The sequence below is a fragment of the Neobacillus sp. 114 genome (assembly GCF_030127045.1).
Lineage (GTDB): Bacteria > Bacillota > Bacilli > Bacillales > Cytobacillaceae > Neobacillus > Neobacillus rhizophilus.
This window is the reverse complement of record NZ_CP126144.1, coordinates 1,467,479-1,485,543: the sequence shown is the minus strand read 5'-3', so window position 1 is coordinate 1,485,543 and position 18,065 is coordinate 1,467,479. Positions and strand designations below refer to the sequence as shown.

General features: G+C 40.6%; 17 protein-coding genes. 8 read left to right on the top strand and 9 right to left on the bottom strand.

From position 1 onward, the window contains the following. Positions 1-272: 272 nt before the first annotated feature. Positions 273-1,550, bottom strand: coding sequence for a cation:dicarboxylate symporter family transporter (locus QNN06_RS07330; protein WP_213118096.1), 1,278 nt, complete (start codon positions 1,548-1,550; stop codon positions 273-275). A 234-nt stretch (positions 1,551-1,784) separates the two neighbouring features. On the opposite strand from QNN06_RS07330, the gene QNN06_RS07325 reads away from it, so the two are divergent. Together QNN06_RS07325 and QNN06_RS07320 are read left to right on the top strand one after the other, a co-directional pair. Beyond that, complete coding sequence (locus QNN06_RS07325; protein WP_284037333.1) at positions 1,785-3,092, top strand: sensor histidine kinase; 1,308 nt, start codon at positions 1,785-1,787, stop codon at positions 3,090-3,092. Between the two features lie 4 nt (positions 3,093-3,096). Then, positions 3,097-4,023 carry a response regulator gene (locus QNN06_RS07320; RefSeq protein WP_213118098.1) on the top strand — a complete coding sequence of 309 codons (927 nt, stop codon included), beginning with the start codon at positions 3,097-3,099 and terminating at the stop codon, positions 4,021-4,023. A 243-nt stretch (positions 4,024-4,266) separates the two neighbouring features. Here QNN06_RS07320 and QNN06_RS07315 read toward each other — a convergent pair whose 3' ends face one another. The 3 genes from QNN06_RS07315 to QNN06_RS07305 all read right to left on the bottom strand — a co-directional run bounded on the left by QNN06_RS07315 (position 4,267) and on the right by QNN06_RS07305 (position 5,748). Beyond that, entirely contained in the window at positions 4,267-4,809 is a 543-nt protein-coding gene (locus tag QNN06_RS07315) for a DUF4865 family protein (protein WP_213118099.1), read from the bottom strand. 53 nt (positions 4,810-4,862) lie between these two features. After that, positions 4,863-5,273 carry a hypothetical protein gene (locus QNN06_RS07310; protein WP_284037332.1) on the bottom strand — a complete coding sequence of 137 codons (411 nt, stop codon included), beginning with the start codon at positions 5,271-5,273 and terminating at the stop codon, positions 4,863-4,865. An 85-nt stretch (positions 5,274-5,358) separates the two neighbouring features. Then, positions 5,359-5,748 carry an iron chaperone gene (locus QNN06_RS07305; protein WP_213118100.1) on the bottom strand — a complete coding sequence of 130 codons (390 nt, stop codon included), beginning with the start codon at positions 5,746-5,748 and terminating at the stop codon, positions 5,359-5,361. Between the two features lie 178 nt (positions 5,749-5,926). Between QNN06_RS07305 and QNN06_RS07300 the strand changes: the two genes are divergently transcribed. The 3 genes from QNN06_RS07300 to QNN06_RS07290 all read left to right on the top strand — a co-directional run bounded on the left by QNN06_RS07300 (position 5,927) and on the right by QNN06_RS07290 (position 9,552). After that, a complete protein-coding gene (locus tag QNN06_RS07300; RefSeq protein WP_284037908.1) occupies positions 5,927-6,646 on the top strand; it encodes a metallophosphoesterase family protein in 720 nt (239 codons plus the stop codon). An 83-nt stretch (positions 6,647-6,729) separates the two neighbouring features. Then, the gene (locus QNN06_RS07295) at positions 6,730-7,305 is read left to right on the top strand and encodes a TetR/AcrR family transcriptional regulator (protein ID WP_217035651.1); all 576 of its coding nucleotides are present in this window, start codon (positions 6,730-6,732) and stop codon (positions 7,303-7,305) included. A 138-nt stretch (positions 7,306-7,443) separates the two neighbouring features. Further along, positions 7,444-9,552: an MMPL family transporter gene (locus QNN06_RS07290; protein ID WP_284037331.1), complete on the top strand. Its 2,109-nt coding sequence runs from the start codon at positions 7,444-7,446 to the stop codon at positions 9,550-9,552. Positions 9,553-9,621: 69 nt separating this feature from the next. Here the strand turns inward: QNN06_RS07290 and QNN06_RS07285 are convergent, their stop codons facing one another. After that, positions 9,622-10,638: a pirin family protein gene (locus tag QNN06_RS07285; protein ID WP_217035636.1), complete on the bottom strand. Its 1,017-nt coding sequence runs from the start codon at positions 10,636-10,638 to the stop codon at positions 9,622-9,624. Between the two features lie 237 nt (positions 10,639-10,875). Between QNN06_RS07285 and QNN06_RS07280 the strand changes: the two genes are divergently transcribed. Then, positions 10,876-11,193 carry a hypothetical protein gene (locus QNN06_RS07280; protein ID WP_213118104.1) on the top strand — a complete coding sequence of 106 codons (318 nt, stop codon included), beginning with the start codon at positions 10,876-10,878 and terminating at the stop codon, positions 11,191-11,193. A 78-nt stretch (positions 11,194-11,271) separates the two neighbouring features. Here QNN06_RS07280 and QNN06_RS07275 read toward each other — a convergent pair whose 3' ends face one another. From QNN06_RS07275 to QNN06_RS07260, 4 genes are all read right to left on the bottom strand, one after another. Beyond that, on the bottom strand, positions 11,272-12,252 hold the full coding sequence (locus QNN06_RS07275) for a Gfo/Idh/MocA family protein (protein WP_284037330.1): 981 nt from the start codon (positions 12,250-12,252) through the stop codon (positions 11,272-11,274). 286 nt (positions 12,253-12,538) lie between these two features. After that, on the bottom strand, positions 12,539-13,498 hold the full coding sequence (locus QNN06_RS07270; protein ID WP_213118106.1) for a 2-hydroxyacid dehydrogenase: 960 nt from the start codon (positions 13,496-13,498) through the stop codon (positions 12,539-12,541). Between the two features lie 82 nt (positions 13,499-13,580). Next, a complete protein-coding gene (locus tag QNN06_RS07265) occupies positions 13,581-14,261 on the bottom strand; it encodes a response regulator (protein WP_213118107.1) in 681 nt (226 codons plus the stop codon). Between the two features lie 16 nt (positions 14,262-14,277). Beyond that, entirely contained in the window at positions 14,278-15,849 is a 1,572-nt protein-coding gene (locus QNN06_RS07260; protein WP_213118108.1) for an ATP-binding protein, read from the bottom strand. Between the two features lie 80 nt (positions 15,850-15,929). Between QNN06_RS07260 and QNN06_RS07255 the strand changes: the two genes are divergently transcribed. Both QNN06_RS07255 and QNN06_RS07250 read left to right on the top strand, forming a co-directional pair. Then, positions 15,930-16,991, top strand: a complete 1,062-nt coding sequence (locus tag QNN06_RS07255) for a DctP family TRAP transporter solute-binding subunit (RefSeq protein WP_213118109.1) — start codon at positions 15,930-15,932, stop codon at positions 16,989-16,991. Positions 16,992-17,177: 186 nt separating this feature from the next. After that, a complete protein-coding gene (locus QNN06_RS07250; RefSeq protein ID WP_213118110.1) occupies positions 17,178-17,891 on the top strand; it encodes a YwaF family protein in 714 nt (237 codons plus the stop codon). Positions 17,892-18,065 lie beyond the last annotated feature (174 nt).

Below are 18,065 nucleotides of genomic sequence, written 5' to 3'. Positions count from 1 at the left end.
TATCATTTTCCACTCTCATTTTAAATCTATTAGAAAGTCCTAGCAATATATTTTTTTGGGAAAGGAACACGGGGACTGTTCTCATGTTTCAAAACTTGAAACTACCAAAATAAACGTGCTTTCTCCCGGTCAATAGAATTAAATAAAATGAATGACTTCATTCTATTGCACATTAGGTCTATCTATCAATTATTTAAATTTTCATACCTTGGCATTACACCAATAAAGGAACCCAAACTTTACAGGGTTCCTCTACTAAATCAGCTATTCCATTAGGCTGCCTGCTGCTTTGTATCATTCAAGGTTTGTAAGTACGAACTTGCTTTTTCTTTATCAAACTGGCCTTCCCATTTAGACATAACCACTACAGCCAATGAGTTTCCAATGACATTGACAACGGTTCTGGCCATATCGAGAATACGGTCGATACCAGCAATAAACGCAAGTCCTTCCAACGGAATTCCTACTGTTCCGAGCGTGGCCAAGAGAACCACGAACGAAACCCCCGGAACACCGGCAATTCCTTTTGATGTTACCATTAAGACAAGCATCAAAGAAATTTGGTCAGCAATGGATAAATCGATGCCATACATTTGGGCAATAAACAGTGCTGCTAATGCTTGGTACAGTGTTGAGCCATCAAGGTTAAAGGAATAACCCGTAGGAATAACAAAGGAGGTAATCGCCTTTGGACAACCGAACTTCTCCATTTTCTCCATTAATCTTGGCATTACCGTTTCAGAACTTGACGTGGAATAGGCCAAAATTAACTCATCTTTTAGCAGACGGATGATATTAAAAATATTCACGCCTGCTAATTTGCCAACTGCCCCCAGGATAACTAATACAAAGAACAGCATCGTCGCATAGCCAATAATGACTAATTTGCCCAATGGCAGTAATGATTCAATACCGAACTTAGATACCGTCACGCCTATTAATGCGAACACACCGAAAGGGGCAAATTTCATCACTTGATTCGTTACCCAGAACATCGTTTCCGCTGTCCCTTGGAAAAAGGCAATTACCGGTTTTCCTTTATCTCCGATGGCAGTAACGCCTAGTCCAAATAAAATTGAGAAGAAAATGATGGCTAGCATGTTTCCATCAACAATTGCCTTAATAAAATTTGGCGGGACTACGTTCACAAATGTTTCTGCCATCCCATGGCTTTCAACAGTTTCAGCAGTATCTACGTAACTGCCAATATCTGTTTTTTGCAATGAACTCATATCAACCCCAGAGCCCGGCTGAAAAATATTCGCTGATAATAGTCCAATAATAATCGCGATAGTAGTAATAATTTCAAAGTAGATAATTGTTTTGCCGCCAATTTTCCCGAGCTTCTTTGTATCACCTACACTGGAAACCCCTACAATTAAACTGGAGATAACGATTGGAATGACAATCATTTTGATTAGTCTTAAGAAGATATCCCCGATTGGCTGTAAGTACTTTGCAACATCAGGATTACCATAGAAAATGGCACCAATCACAATACCAAGGATTAGTCCGATTAAGATTTGCCAAGCTAAACCTAATTTTTTCATTCAAGCACCTCTTTTTAATTTTTTTACGATTTGGTCTTAGAAGAGTTTTTTTCCAATGGATTTCTAGCTAAAATAAAACTATAATTTGAGGCAGCGATTTCCTGAGAGCGTTTTCAGCGGGGCTGCTCTTAATGTAAAATAGTAACTACACAATATAACAAGAAATCTACAAAAACCTACAAATTTTTTTTGCATTAAATGAGAGATTGTTAGGATAAGAGGTTGTGGCGGAAATTGTACATTAAATTTTTTTCAAAAAATGAACTTACCTTACTGGCGGCAATGGCCATTTTGGTTCCGCTTGCTGGGGAGGTAAAATTTTATCCATTTAATGAGGTCTATCGGGTGAGCTTTGGACCCCCTGCCCTTTTTCTCTTTTTATTGGGGCTAAGAAAAGTACCCGCTATTTTGTGCGGCACGCTTGCAGGGGTTTCCGTGCTAGCTTTTCGAATCCTTCTTGATGCTGTTTTTCTCGAACCGTTTGATTGGCTGGTATCCATTCATGCTAACCTACCATCCTTTGTCTACTATTTCGCCTATGCTTTGGTCTTTTTCTTATTGAAAATCCACCAGTTTAACCAGCGGCCTTGGGTGATAGGCCTATTGGGAATTGTAACAGAATTTGCTGCTGGAATGTCAGAGTTGTTTTTCGAAAGGCTTTTATTTGAAGAATTAACAACTATTGATGCCGTCCATAAAATTTTTATTTTCGCTGTATTTCGAAGCTTTTTTGTAGTTGGTCTATTTAGTACTCTTAAATACCATGAATCAAAGCTGAAGGAAACGGAAATCCAAAAGCGAAATGAACATATGATCATGGTCGTTTCGAATCTTTATGAAGAGACCATCCTTTTGAAAAAAACCCTTCAGTTTGCCGAGAAGGTCACCAAACAATCCTACAATCTATACAAGGATTTGCACGAAATCAAGGAGGGACAGAGAAACTTCTCATTGGAAGGGATACCTCAGCAAGCCTTAAGGATTGCTGGTGAAGTTCATGAGATTAAAAAGGATAATCAACGAATTTTATCAGGGCTTTCCAAACTGATTACCGAGGAAAGTTTGCTTGATTATATTGACATTGACTCCCTTTTTTCAATTATTGTAAGGACAAATAAAAAGTATGCTGAGCTGTTGGGGAAAAAAATTGAGTTCGTCTTTTCAATTAGCGGAACACACCCCGATTATCATGCGTACACATTTACCTCCATTGTCAACAACCTTGTTTCCAATTCCGTCGAGGCGATCAATGAAACGGGTAAAATTGAGCTATTGGCTGAACAAAATCAAGATTGGCTGACAATCCGCGTTAAGGATACTGGACCCGGAATTCCCAGCCAATATAAAGATGTCATTTTTAAACCTGGATTCACTTTAAAGTTTGACAGCACTGGCAAATCTTCCACTGGGATTGGGTTGACCTACGTAAAGGAAGTGGTAGAAATGCATGATGGCAATGTTCTGCTGAATAATTCGGAAGATGGCAAAGGGGCAGCTTTCACTGTTCACCTGCCAATGGCAAAAATAACGAGAAAAGAGTGATTTCATGCGATTTTTTATTATTGATGATGATATATCGATTCGTACGATGCTTAGCCATATTATTGAAGATGATGACCTTGGCGAAGTCGTGGGCGAGGCTGCCGACGGTTTCGAGGTTAGCGGAGAACTTTTAGATATGAAGAAGGTTGATATTTTACTAATTGACCTGTTAATGCCGGGTCAAGACGGCATCGAAACGGTCCAAAAAATCAAGCCGGTTTTTAAAGGAAAGGTCATCATGATTTCTCAAGTGGAATCTAAGGACCTGATTGGACAAGCTTACTTAAAGGGGATTGATCATTACATAACAAAGCCGATTAATAAAATCGAGGTCGTTTCGGTTGTAAAGAAGGTTATCGAGCATGCCCGATTAGAGCAATCTATCCAGGATATCCAAAGGTCTATCCAAAATGCGATGAATATTAGCTTTCATAAAACAGAGGGCAATTTACATCGGGAAAAAGGGAAAACATTCTCGGACGCCGGGCGGTTTCTTCTTTCGGAACTGGGCATTGCCGGGGAAAGCGGCAGTAAAGACCTTATGGAGATTATGCAGTTTTTCCATGACTACGAACAGATGCAAACATTCACTAATGGATTTCCTTCACTAAAGGAGACTTTTAGAATCATAGCTTTGAAGAAGCTTGGTGAAGCAGCCAGCGAGGCTGATCTTCAAAGAGAAATCAAAGCATCCGAACAGCGTGTCCGAAGGGCGATTTATCAATCCTTAAACGGCCTCGCCTCACTAGGGCTGACAGACTTTTCCCACCCAAAATTCGAAAATTACTCATCCAAATTTTTCGATTTCACAACCGTCCGTCAAAAAATGAAAGAACTACAAGACAAAAAAAATGTCACACCAGCCCCCATTCGAATCAACATGAAAAAATTTATTCAGGCACTCTATTTTGAAATACACCACAAAATATAACACGGTGACGGTTCTCATGCATCATTCCTTAAAACTGATGCAAAAGGGTGGTGCATGGGGACGGTTCTTTTGCATCATTCTGAAAAATACGGTATAGCCAATTAAAGCTCATGCTATGTATTAGTAATCCCCATAGGAATTCGATTAGAAGCCTCACTAAAGAGAGAAAAAAGCAAAAAGCCCAGTCCCGAAAAAGGACTAGGCTTATTTTTGACCATTTATGATACAGAATAGGCATAGGTATTACCCTTGTGATATATGCAAAATCGAATAAACGACTCCACTCATATCTTTTACATGGCTTAAATCTTTTAAGAAATAAAAAACATCGTACTTCCATCTCTCCGGACTATAAGTAACGAGATATTCCGTCTCTTCTATGATGGGAATGCTTTCTGCAATTTTATCCTTTAGGTTGTTTAGACTTTCTTGCGGTGGTATTTCTGATGTGATTTGAAATAAGTACTTAATCTCAATGATTTTAGATGTAGTGGTATCAATCAGGGGTATTCCGACATCAACTTGCTGCCAACCAAAGGAGTTTAAGATATTGTCATAAAACCCATTAAATAAAAACTTGTTCAGTCCATTATTCCCTTTCCAAAGATATAATGGGCTATAACTGTTTTGCAAATTATTATGGATTCCTCTTTCGGTGGTCAAATAGAGTTTAAACTTCAAATCTTCAAACCCGTCAGTTTTATAGCCATTATTCCTCACTCTGTCTCTGATTATATTCATATTGTAATCGCTCGGCAGTGTAATCTTGTATTGGGTTGCAATCATTTTATATTCCACCTCCACGACACTATTTTATCAATTTTCCTTTAGTTGTTCCTCTACTTCCACCAATTAGTCGGAATCTTTTTTAAATTAATAAACCTCATTTTTTCTTCGGAACGGTTGTCTTCTTTCCAAACGATAAAAAAGAGAAGTTCATCCTCTTTATCATAAAACCCACAGTCATCCTTGCATTCCCAGTGGTAAAAGCCTTTTTCTTTCATGGAAGGGATACCTACTTCATAATGTGGTGGATGGATATTAAAATCCACATACTCGATTGATTTGTTACCTTTATAGCGAACTTTAATACTGTAACTACCATTAAAGCCCACTAACTTTGAGTTTATTTTAATAGACCAATTCGCATCTTCACCCAAATACGTTACTGTTTTTGGTCGAAAATTAAAATCATATATTAAGATCAGCACTACCAATACAATAAGCGTTCGAATCAGTTTCCTTTTCACAAAAATACACCTCTTTATAAGAGATGTACAACATGGGCAAATATGACAGGATATTACCTTTCTTATAGAACCATGAACACAAAATTTACTTTTTCTTTTTCACTTTGTCTTCCGCCTTCTTTAAATTCTCAGCAACTCTAAATTTAACAATTTTGCCGATTAATTCATATGGAATAGGCTTTTCTAGAGGAAACTGAACGGTACCTTTTGACGTTTTATATTCCGATAATTCATGTTGAAAAGCAGCAATACCACTTGAAGTTGGGAAAAAACCTATATGCTTTTTAAAAGCTGCGAAATATACTAGATTGCCATACAAAAAAAACGCGGGCATTTGATAACTTATCTTTTCTTCTGCATTTGGAACCATCTCTTTAATAAAGTTTCTAATACTATTTAATTTTTCCTGAATATCAGGTGGAAATTGTATAATATAGTCATCTATCGATTGAATTGTAGCTTTATTCTTGTCCATGGATTTCTCCTTTTGTTAAAAATACCTTCCTTCAATTAATTTTAACACTAGGCCCCATTCTTCAAAAGGTAATTCAAACATATATCAAAGTTATCAGGTCAAACCAAAGATGGAAACACGTATCCATTTAGTGGTATTATTTTTTTAAAAAGCGGAGATGTGGGGAGTTGATTAAATGGTGAAAATAGCCTTTATTTCTGATATTCATGGGAATGCAGTTGCTTTAGATGCGGTCCTTGCTGATATTAAGCAAAAAGATGTAGACAAAATTTACGTTCTTGGTGACATTTGCTATCGAGGACCGGAGCCAAAGCGCTCCCTTGAATTGATTCAGTCGTTAAATACCGATGTCATCAAAGGAAATGCCGATGAGTGGGTGGTTCGCGGTGTTCGTGCAGGAGAAGTTCCGGATCATGCGTTGGAGTTGATGAATACTGAACGACAATGGACAGTTGGGAAACTGGATTCGGCCGATCTCCAATACCTTGAAAATCTGCAAACCCACTTGGACACAAACGTGGACGGAATTACAATTGCTGCCTTCCATGCAACACCGGATAGTTTATTCGAAATCACTCTTCCCGATGCCGATGACGAAACGATCAAGACTAGCTTGATGAAGCCCTCCGATGCAGATGTTTTTGTATATGCCCATATTCATCGGCCCTATATCCGATATATTAATGGAAAAGTAGTCATGAACATTGGCAGCGTCGGCCTCCCATTTGATGGTCTAACAAAGGCCTCCTACGGACTGGTGGAAATCAATCAAGGAAATATCAACACCTCCATCCAGCGGGTCAACTATAATCTAGAAAAAGTCATCCAGCTTTATGAGGAAGTAAACTATCCCAATAAGGATATGATGAAACAGGTTATTCGGAACGGAAAAATTTGATGCACAGGGACGGTTCTTTCGCATCAATAATAATGATGCAAAAGAACCGTCCCCGTGTTACATTAATGGATGGAGGTGGCATTATGGCACGGGAGCGCAAGTTTTCGACGGAGGAATTATTTCAGTACACCAAGCAGCTGCTGCTTGAACATGGATATGAGGGTTTTACTTTCAGTCTATTAGCAGAACGATTGGAGATTTCCCGTGGCGCGATTTACAAATATTTCGAGAACAAGGAAGAATTAATCACCGATTTTATGTTATTTGAGATGAAGTATTTCCTCGCAGAATTAAAGGAAATAGCCGAATTAAATGACTTTGACAGGCAATTTGAATTCCTTTTTGAACTTATTTTTAGAAATAGAGAAATCCACCAACTCATTGAGATAGGCAGACAAATTCCCTCCTCCCTCAATGAAAAGGTTCGGAACAATACGCAAAACCTAGAAAAAATGCACTTGGAAATGTACAGTTATATGCAGAACTTTGTAACACTAGGAAAAGGCGAGAACAAGCTGAAGCCCCATATTCCGGACGTATTGGTGCTCGGAATAATTTTTCAGACCATTGCCATTCCTAATCACTTCGGCATTCCTCAAGATTTATGGGTTCAGTCGATCAAAGAAATTATTAGTCACGGAATGTTCACAAATAAATAATTGACACATGTGTCACCTTTAAAAGATAATGTTAGTGACAATAGTGTCAATTATTTTTTGCCAAAAGTGACACGAGTGTCACTTTTAGTCGACTTTTGAAAAATAGCCCCTTATAAACTAGTGCAAAGGAGTACCAATATGAAATCATTCTTGCAATCTCTCACAGACCGTGTCTCGACCAAAAAAGGAATGTGGATTACGCTTGGAATCTGGTTTGCGGCCGCGATGCTGCTGGCAGTCTTGGCTCCAGGCGCCAAGGACTACGAAGTGTCAAGCATAAAGTCTATTCCGGAAGATGCCCAGTCGGTCATCGCCCAAAAGAAAGTGGATAAATACTTTAAAGACAATGAAGGAATTCCTGCTATTCTAGTTTTTCAAGCGAAGAAAAGTGAAATCACTTTTCCTCAGCTAGCCAGCATCGTCGACAGCATAGAGAAGGAAAAAATCGATGGTGTCGATCAGATGGTGCCACTATCGAAACTGCCTCCGCAGGCTGCCGCAGATTTCTTTTCTGACGATAAAACCACAGCTATTCTTCCTTTAACCATTGATTCATCCTTAGAGACAAAGGAAATTAAAAAGGTGGAGGAAGCGATTCAGGAAATCGTCAAGAAAAACTCCGATTTAACCTTTTACGTAACTGGTCCTGCAGGTATTGCCACCGATACCCTGGATCTATTTTCAAGAGCAGATATTGTCCTTTTATTATCAACAGTCGGCCTAATCCTTGTGCTATTGATTGTGATTTACCGCTCACCGCTTTTGGCGTTAATTCCGCTACTGGCTGCCGCCTTTGTGTATGAAGTGGTGATGCAGACACTTGGCCTGATGGGCAAGGCAGGGCTGGTAATGAGCAGCCAAACGCTGTCTATCATGACTATTCTTCTGTTTGCGGCCGTGATTGATTATTCTTTATTTGTATTCTCGCGGTTTAGAGAAGAATTGAAAAAACATGAGAATAAATTTGATGCGATGAGGCAGGCGATGCGGGAAGTCGGAACCCCTGTGTTTTATTCCGGCGGTACCGTTCTTGCGGCCATGTTGGTATTATTTTTTGCAAGATTTGGTGATTACCGGAACTTTGCTCCAACATTTGCCACCACCATGCTGATTATCATGATTGCATCGGTGACTTTGGTTCCAGCCTTGTTTGCACTTTTTGGCAGAAAATCCTTTTGGCCGATGATTCCTAAGGTGGGCCAGGATGCTATCAAAACTAATTCGTTATGGAGCCGGATCGGGCACTTTGTTGCTAGAAAACCGGGGCTTTCTGTTGCGGTGCTCGGATTGATTCTAATCGTGTCAGCAAGCAATATGGTGAACATGAAATTTGAATTTGATACGATGAAATCATTTCCGAAAGATATGCCGTCCCGAATGGGCTATGAAATTCTTGAGGAGAAATTTGAAAAAGGCGACCTCGCCCCAACGACCGTTTTATTTGAAGGTTCAGAGCCACTATCTGCCGAACAACAGGATGCATTGAAAAACAAACTTGCTGAACAGGACTTGGTAAGCTCCGTAAGTGTCAATGGTACCGCAGAAGAAGGTAAAGTCGTTCAATACAGTTTAACTTTTGCAGAAAATCCATACTCCGCCAAAACGATGGATGCTTTGGAGGATATGCGGGACAGCGCTGATAAAATCGCTGCCTCGGCTGGTGTGAACGGGGACATTTATTTTGCCGGCGAAACAGCCACGAAAGTCGATGACCGCTCTATTAATGACCGAGACCTAATCGTCATTGTGGCGCTTGAGACGCTTTTGATTTTCGTGATGCTAATAAGTTTGACCAGGTCAATCAAGATGTCGGTTTATATGATTGGGACCATCTTGATTTCATTCCTTGCCGCCCTGGGGCTGGGAATGTTTCTAAGCAATCTGTTCTTTGATATCGATACCATCAGCAACCGCGTTCCGCTGTATTCGTTTGTGTTCTTAATTGCACTTGGGATTGATTACAATATCATGTTGATTTCCCGTTATCAAGAAGAAAGAGCTAAGTACTCGGTTCGAGAGGCAGTCCAAATTGCAGTCGCCAGCACGGGCGGAGTCATTTCTTCCGCAGGACTAATTCTCGCGGCTACCTTTGCCGTTCTGATGACACAGCCAATTCAACTCCTATTCGTTTTCGGCTTCATCGTCGCCATTGGGATCCTGCTGGATACCTTTTTGGTAAGGGGCATCCTCCTGCCGGGACTTATTGTACTATTTGAAAAGGAAAAGGCTTCAGGGAAACAGATGTGAGACAAAGGGACGGTTCTTATGCATCAATTCTAAATGATGTATAAGAACCGTCCCCATGCACTCCATGCACTATCTTTCCTCTATTCTTCCATCCCCATGACGTGCAAATCTGCCATCACTTGGTTCATTGACAGGGTCCATCCGGCCCCATGGCCAGCCGCCGAATTGTGTTCTGCGATAGTCGTTGAAGGCTTCTCGGATTTCCTGTTCTGAATTCATGACGAACGGGCCATGCTGCACGACTGGTTCGCCAATCGGTTCACCTTCAAGAACGAGAATATATGCCTCTTTTTCGCCATTGGTGATTTCGATTTCCTGGTCCCCTGTAAGCTTGGCACGATGATAAGCTTGGACAGTTGTCCCCTCCAGATAGATTTCTTCTCCTTCGTAAAAATAAATGTTACGATTCAATGTTTTGGATACCGCCGGCATTGTAAACACCGCTCCCGGTTCCATCCGAATAAGATAGATTCCGACATGATTATTAGGGTCATTTGCCCATGAAGCAGCAGCCGGATCTAAGCTGTTTTTTCCCTGAAGTTTTCCTGCAATCAGCCGGACTGTCGTTTTCTTCCCATTTGCATCTGCGGATTCTATTTCAGGAATATCTTCAGCCCACAGCATTTTATAATCTGGATTTGCTGTTTTATCCTTAGCGGCAAGATTCAGCCAAATTTGAAAAAGCTCCAGCGGGTTGCCTTTGTCCTTATGGACAAGCGGAAACATTTCCGTATGCAGGCAGCCTTTCCCGGTTGTCAGCCACTGCACATCCCCATTTCCATACCGCCCTCTTGCTCCTGTAGAATCAAAATGATCAACCAATCCTTCCAAAACAATCGTTACTGTTTCAAATCCCTTGTGCGGGTGCGCCGGAAATCCTGGTACCGTTGTGCCATGATACATCCGAAAACCATCTTTAATCATAAAATCCTGACCGAGATTCCTGCCAGCCAATGATGTGCTAGGCCCCTGTTCATCATTTCCCGCTGGATAAGCATCATTATGATGCACGGTCATTAAAAATGGATCCTCCGTCACCCATGGAAAGCCCAACTTCTGTATATTAAGGATTTTCTTATTAGACATTTTATTTACCCTCCTAAATTTTCAAAAAATGTTCTTATTTATCTCAAAACAAAGTTATCTGAATCACACCTTCTTATACTTTCCAAAAGTACAATCGAAATGATTTTAACAAAAACAAAGGAGATGATGCATCTTTGCGGATTTTGAAGCCCGGGGACGGTTCTCTTGCTTCAATTCTGAATGAGGCAAAAGAACCGTCCCCATGCATCACTTATCTTGATTTAGGAGGTTATTTTTTTGTTAAATATTTTGGTTTTTGTGTTGATTGCGGTTACTTTGGTTTTGCTGAGTATTTTTGTGGATGGGCTGATTGAGTTGAATAGGCAGGAGCAGGAGGATAAGAACCATTTTGTAAGAGATGGTTTGGAGGGTTATATGGACCAGACTTTTGGTATTGGTAGATTTAAAGTTTTCAAAACATTGCTTGATAGCGAAGGAAACATTAGATATCTGGTGTATTTGCCGAAGTACGAGTGGCTCAAAGCGCCTACATATCATTGGTATGAAGTTTATGAAGCCCCTAATGGCTACCGTCATATCGCATACGAAAGATAATTTTTCTAAAAAACACCCCAAGTCTATTGAGGTGTTTTTTCCTTTCATTATTATCTTGTATTCTAGGTTAAACTCAATTTACAAATTGGTCATTTCCCCCATGACCCAATTTGTCCGCGCACCTGACTCTCCAGTACTAGGGCACTTGTTGCCATCTCCAGTCAATTCTTCCACTATTGTTTCCACAAGAGGCTGATGAACATGCTGCGGCGGTTCAAAACTCCATTGCTCCGCGCCTTTAGAAGTTGTCAAAACAATAGGTTCCGACCCAAAAGTGGAAAAGGTAATTTTCCCTTTACTACCAACGATTTCGTTGACATCGACATTTTCAAAAGCGGAAAAGCACCAAGTTCCTGTGCCATGGATTCCTGATTCGAACATGTATGTACCAGTCACAATATCTTCCGCCCGGTAAAAACCCCCCTGGTTGGAGGCAAATCCGTTAACGTCCTTTATCGGCCCCAGCAGGAAATCAAATAAATCAAGGGTGTGGCTGGCGAGGTCGTAATACAGCCCGCCGCCTGAAATTTCAGGTTGTACTCTCCATGAGAGTTTTTCGGGGTCCTTTACGTCATCTGAAGCTTTTTGATACTGCGCTGTTGAAACAAAACGGACATCTCCGATTGCGTTGTTCTCCAACAACTCTTTAATTTTTAAAAATCGAGGCATTGCCCTGCGGTAGTAGGCAACAAATAATGGAACGCCGGCGGCCTTGCAGGCAGCAATCATTTCCTGGCATTCGGCAAAGTTGAGCGCCATTGGCTTTTCTACATAGACAGGTTTTCCCGCCTGTGCAGCTTTAAGGGTATATTCTTTGTGTGAACCGGGTGGTGTCGCAATGTACACAGCATCCACATCCGGGTCGTTTATAAGTGAATCGGCATTATCGTACCATTTCGGGACATGGTGCCTCTCCGCATAGTCTTTCGCTAGTTCACCGGTTCTTCTCATAACAGCAACTAACTCTGAATTTTTAACTTTTTGAAAAGCTGGCCCGCTCTTTACCTCAGTAACATTACCGCAGCCAATAATACCCCAACGAACCTTTTTGAATTTCATGGTCATAGGTCTCCTTCTTCTTTGTTGTCTCGGATTTATTTAATCTTTCCCAATGATCTAGAAAAGCAGATCACTTTTAATATAAGGCCATTATCTCTAAGTATATTATAAAAATCGGTAAAATCGGTAGAATTTGTTGGGATGCAAGCACCTGGATACGGATGTGGAACGTTCGTCCATATATAGTGAAGCCTCGGCTTTTATTACCATAAACGATTGGACTTAAATGATTAACGGGGACGGTTCTTTTGCATCACTAAACGATGCAAAAGAACGTCCCCATGCTTCACTTGATTAGATTTGCTGGAGTATCGCCTTTTAGGCCGGAAACGAGGTTAGTTGCCGCTGTCATTGCCATTTGAAAGCGGGTTTCATAGGTGGCTGAGCCGATATGCGGCAGAGTTACGACGTTCTTCATTGAAAGTAGCGGATTGTCCATATTGATTGGTTCCTGAACAAACACATCCAAGCCGGCACCGGCAATTTCACCAGTTTGCAGGGCCTTAATTAACTCTTCTTCGTCAACGGTTTTCCCTCTTGACGCATTGATAAAAATCGCCGACTTTTTCATCAGCCCAAACTCTCTTTTTCCGATTAAGTTTTCGGTTTCCGGCGTTAGCGGCGTCAGGAGGCAGACAAAATCGGAGTTCTTCAACAATTCTTCCATTGAACAATAGGTAGCGCCATACTTCTCTTCTGCAGCCATATTTCTAGACCGATTGTGGTATAGAATTTCCATATCAAAGCCACAGTGCGCCCTTTTGGCCACGGTAGTGCCGACTCCCCCCATGCCAATGATTCCTAATACCTTATGATGGACATCTACCCCATACCACTGTTCTTTCAGTTCGGATTTCCACTGCCCGGCTCTCACCCATTGGTCCAATTCCGGAATCCTCCTGGCCGAAGCCAATATTAATCCCATAATCGTATCCGCTACCGTATCATTCAATACTTCTGGGGTATTCGTTGCCATGACTCCACGAGCTGTCAATGCCGCTATATCCAGATTATCGTACCCAACTGACATATTGCTTACAATTTTTAACTGGGGAGCCTTGTCCAATAAATCGGCGTACACTTTCAACCTAGAACCCAATATCCCATCCGCATTTACCAACTCCTGAAAAAATGCAGGATATGTATTTGAATCTAGTTCCTCAAAATAAACGACCTCACAGGTTTGCTGTACAAATTCCAATATTTTAGGATCTACTTTTTTATAAACTATCACTTTTGGTTTCAACTCTACCCCTCCTAATTTACATTGAAACATAGGGACGGTTCTTTTGCCTCACTAAATGAGGCAAAAGAACCGTCCCCATGCATCACAAAATCTTATATTGGTTAACAGGCCGGCCAATTCCGCCATATTCGATGATGATTTCCACTTTTCCGCTTTGTTCGAGATATTCTAGGTACCTTCTCGCGGTGACACGGGCGAGGCCGATGCCTTCGGCGACTGCTTCTGCAGAGATGGCCTGGTCCCGCCCTTTTAAATATTCGATTACCTTTTCAAGTGTCAACATATTCAGTCCTTTTGGCAGCTCGCTTTTGTCCTGCTTGCCTCGCTGAAATAACAAATGATCCAATTCCTGCTGGGAAATCGCATCTTTTTTCAAAAGACTGCTATGATAATTCCGGTAATTCATCAAAGCTTGCTGGATCCTCTCAAATTTAAAGGGCTTCATGATATAATCAACGGCCCCATGCTGCAGAACATCACGGACCGTTTCAATATCACTTGCGGCCGTTACCGCAATTACATCCGTTCCGAGTTCCTCTGACCGAATTTGTTTGATTGTCGTAATTCCATTTTGGTTGGGCATATAAATATCGATAAAAACGAGGTCCGGCTTTTCTTTTTTGATAAGCTCAATCCCCTCTTTTCCATTTGAGGCAATACCAATGACCTTATACCCTTCTACCCTCTCCACAAACTGCCTGTTTATTTCTTGAACCATCGGATCATCCTCTATTAATAGAACCCGAATTAGCCCTTCAGCCATATAACAATCCCCCTTGTTAAATCGTTACAATAAAGGTCGTCCCTTTTCCAAGGTCAGATTCTACCTGAATTGTTCCCCCCGCCCGATCAACGATTTCTTTTATTAAATAAAGCCCAATTCCATGATCCAAGCTGTCCTTGGTTGAAAAGCCCTTTGTAAAAATATGCGGCAGAACGTTTTCAGGAATGCCGCTCCCGTTGTCTTCAACCAGAATCGATAAAATCTCCTCATCATGTTCGATACTAACATAAATATTTTTCTCATCTATTTCCTTGTTCCTATAGGAATCAAACGCATTTTCAATGAGGTTTCCGATAATAATCACAAAATCATGTTCATCCAGTGGTTCTGGGAACGAATGCAGCCGGCTGTTGCGGTCAATATGTAAATGAATGCCCAATTCCTTGGCACGACTAACCTTACTAATCATCAGACCTGAAAGACTTTCACTCTTAATATTCTTCGACAAAAATTGTGTCAGTTCTTCTTGCTCTTCTGCTGTTTGAAATACATATTCAAGCGCTTTTTTCGGGTTCCCAAGCTGCAACAGGCCAGCAATTGTATGGAGCTTGTTCATATGTTCGTGATTTTGCACCCTTAAGGCACTGACAAAAGCTTTAAAGCCGGTTAACTCTTCGGCCAGTTTTTTTACTTCGGTCCGGTCTTGGAATATGGCAAGAGCTCCAATGATTTCATTATTTGCTTTAATCGGAATGCGATTACTGTGTATATTTAAATTTCGAACGGTCAGCTCTTTGTTATAAATTGGCTTCTTGAGCTCGAGAATTTCCGGCAATCTTGTGTCCGGTACTACCTCGGCAATAGACCTGCCAATTACATCTCCTGAAATCCCCATCATTGTCTTTGCTTTATCATTAAAAATTGTAATCTTTTCGTCTTTGTCAATGGCGATAATCCCTTCATGCATGGCATTAAAGGTTTCCGTCCGCTCCTGTACTAATTGAGCAATCTCATGCGGTTCCAAATTAAACATTTGCTTTTTCATTTTAGAAGCAAACAGCCAGGACCCCCAGCCGCCAAACAATAATGAGATAAAGCCGGCAAATAGAATTTCCATCCTTAAATCCCAAATCATTTCAAAAAAAGTAGGAAGTTTATAACCTGCCAGGACTACCCCAACTTGCTGATGCTCCTCATTCATAATCGGCACAAAGGCTCGAATCATCGTGCCTACTTCACCTTTTGCTTTCGTCGTGTAGGTAAGTTCGGCAAATGCCGGTCCCTCATCGCTCCCATTCGACCTTTTTCCGATCAAGCTTGGAAGGGGGTGGGATAGACGGATATGATTCATATCCATTACAACTATATAGTCCGCGTGATGGATGATTCGTAGTGTTTCTACTCGTTTGCGAATCTTTACCCTGTCCTCCATGCTTCCCGTAATATTGGACTTGATTCCTACATCCTCTGCAATGGTTTGTGCCGAAAGTAGAGCCCTTTTTTGTAATTCAGCCTCTTCAGTATTGATGAAATTACTTATAACGATAATTCCGGCAAGTAACAAAGAGAATGAAACAATAAAAAAGATCAGCGCCGTAATCTTGGTTTGTATAGAGAGACGATTCATAGAAGAATTCCTTTCAGATGAAATCTACTAAAATAATTTTAACATGTTAAAATAATAAGGAAAACAAGGAGGAAGTTCTGATGAAGTATTTAATTGCATCAAGCGTGCTTGTCATCACCTTAATAATTGGTTTCTTCTTCTTGCCCGAAAGCTTCCTAAGTGGGAAGGAAATCCCCTATGACGATGAACAGGACGGATTGTCCAAACAAATCGTCATCCGTTTCAGCCACGTTGTTGCTGAAAATACTCCTAAGGGGCTGGCCGCGCAAAAGTTCGCCCGGCTGGTGGAGGAAAAAACAGATGGCTTAGTCAAAGTAGAAGTGTATCCAAATGGAAGTTTGCATACTGACGAAGATGAGCTCGACGCTCTTATTGATAACGATGTCCAAATGATTGCCCCCTCCGTATCCAAACTGACAAACCTGGCACCAGAATGGGGACTGTTTGACTTGCCGTTTTTGTTTGATAATGATCAGGATATTGAAGAGACACTTTCAAGCGAGCTTGGTCATAGGTTTTTATCATTAAATGAGAATAAAGGAATCAAAGGGCTGGCCTTATGGAGCAATGGCTTTAAGCAAATGTCGAGCAATCTTAATCCCCTTTTGTACCCAGATGATTTTAAAGGTCAAAGATTTCGAATTATGCCCAGTCCTATTATAGCTGAACAATTCAAGGCATTAGGCGCTAAGCCTGTCGAGGTTCCTTTTAACCAATTATATACATCGCTTCAGGAAGACCAATTTGACGGTCAAGAAAATACGATTTCAAATATTTATTCCAGACGCATTTATGGTATGCAAAAGTATATGACGGTCAGTAATCATGGATTTTTGGGTTATGCGGTTCTAATGAACAAAGAGTTTTGGGACAAGCTGCCTAAAGAGGTCCAGAGGGATATTCAAGAGGCAATGTCCGAAACCACCTCGTGGATGATTTCCGAATCACAACGGGTAAATGAAGAGCAGCTCAATCTAATAGCGCGGGAATCCTCCATCCAAATTTATCGATTAACGGAGCAGGAAAAAATGGAGTGGTATCAAGCATTAAGACCTGTTTACCAAAAGTTTCTGCAAACTACAAATGACAAGGAAATGAAAGAATTTGTAAAGAAAAGGATGGACCACCTTGAGACACACTAAAGTGTCCCCTATTGAAGAATTCTAATATGACCATTAGAGCCTTGATTTTTTTAAGGCTTTTTTTGTTGATGTTTTTAGAACAGAGGAATGTCGAACATGCGGTACAGTACTAGCATATGTTACTACAAAGGCTCAACATAAATTGTTCGGTCCACCCATTAGGTAATGAAAGGATGGTGAAACTGAGTGGAGTGGTTTGGGGATCAATATGCTAAGTTCGATTTTGAAATGTTTTCATCAAGTCATTTTATCATTATGGGTATCTTCTTGGGTTTTACAGCGGGACTTTATTATATGCGAGGCCGGTTAAAGGACGAAAAATGGAGACACGCAGAAATAGGCTTAGCCATCTCATTGATTATACTAGAATTGATTAACCATTTATGGATGTATGCAAATGGAAACTGGAAAGCAAGTCATTCTCTCCCACTTGAATTGTGCAATATTAGTTTGCTATTAACGATTATTTTCTTATTTTCCAGAAAGAAACTTCTTTATGAAATTTTGTTGTTCACAGGCCTGCTAGGTGCCACGCAAGCTATTTTCACCCCATCATTAAACTACGACTTCCCACATTTCCGCTTTTTTCATTTCTTTATTACCCATATGGTGATCGTTTGGGTACCGCTTTATTTCACATGGGCAAAGGGGTACCGCCCAACGTTTTGGTCCTGTGTAAAGCTGTTTGTATTCATGAATGTTTTGGCGCCGACTGTCTTCCTAATCAATCATCTTGTAGATGGAAATTATATGTACCTAAATCATAAACCCAAACATGCCAGTTTATTAGACGTCTTGGGCCCTTACCCATACTATATTCTTTCACTAGAAGTACTTACCATTATACTTACCCTAAGCGTTTGGTTAGTTTTCAGAGATAAAAAGGGGAAAATAAGATAGCTAGAAAATAGTTGAAATTGGGATTGCCTAGGCAGGCAGTCCCTTTTCTTATTATTAACACTAAATCTACTTTGTCCCCATTCTAAGACCAAAAAGACCAAAAAGACCATTATCACCTAAAATATTAAAATTTTAAATTATCAATTAATATGAATACAAGGAGAAATGAAAACG

Excerpts from the sequence above, each read along its gene's own strand:
- QNN06_RS07295 (WP_217035651.1), top strand. The coding sequence starts at position 6,730 with ATGGCACGGGAGCGCAAGTTTTCGACGGAGGAATTATTTCAGTACACC.
- QNN06_RS07290 (WP_284037331.1), top strand. The coding sequence starts at position 7,444 with ATGAAATCATTCTTGCAATCTCTCACAGACCGTGTCTCGACCAAAAAA.
- QNN06_RS07320 (WP_213118098.1), top strand. The coding sequence starts at position 3,097 with ATGCGATTTTTTATTATTGATGATGATATATCGATTCGTACGATGCTT.
- QNN06_RS07260 (WP_213118108.1), bottom strand. The coding sequence starts at position 15,849 with ATGAATCGTCTCTCTATACAAACCAAGATTACGGCGCTGATCTTTTTT.
- QNN06_RS07265 (WP_213118107.1), bottom strand. The coding sequence starts at position 14,261 with ATGGCTGAAGGGCTAATTCGGGTTCTATTAATAGAGGATGATCCGATG.
- QNN06_RS07305 (WP_213118100.1), bottom strand. The coding sequence starts at position 5,748 with ATGGACAAGAATAAAGCTACAATTCAATCGATAGATGACTATATTATA.
- QNN06_RS07330 (WP_213118096.1), bottom strand. The coding sequence starts at position 1,550 with ATGAAAAAATTAGGTTTAGCTTGGCAAATCTTAATCGGACTAATCCTT.
- QNN06_RS07275 (WP_284037330.1), bottom strand. The coding sequence starts at position 12,252 with ATGAAATTCAAAAAGGTTCGTTGGGGTATTATTGGCTGCGGTAATGTT.
- QNN06_RS07285 (WP_217035636.1), bottom strand. The coding sequence starts at position 10,638 with ATGTCTAATAAGAAAATCCTTAATATACAGAAGTTGGGCTTTCCATGG.
- QNN06_RS07255 (WP_213118109.1), top strand. The coding sequence starts at position 15,930 with ATGAAGTATTTAATTGCATCAAGCGTGCTTGTCATCACCTTAATAATT.
- QNN06_RS07315 (WP_213118099.1), bottom strand. The coding sequence starts at position 4,809 with ATGATTGCAACCCAATACAAGATTACACTGCCGAGCGATTACAATATG.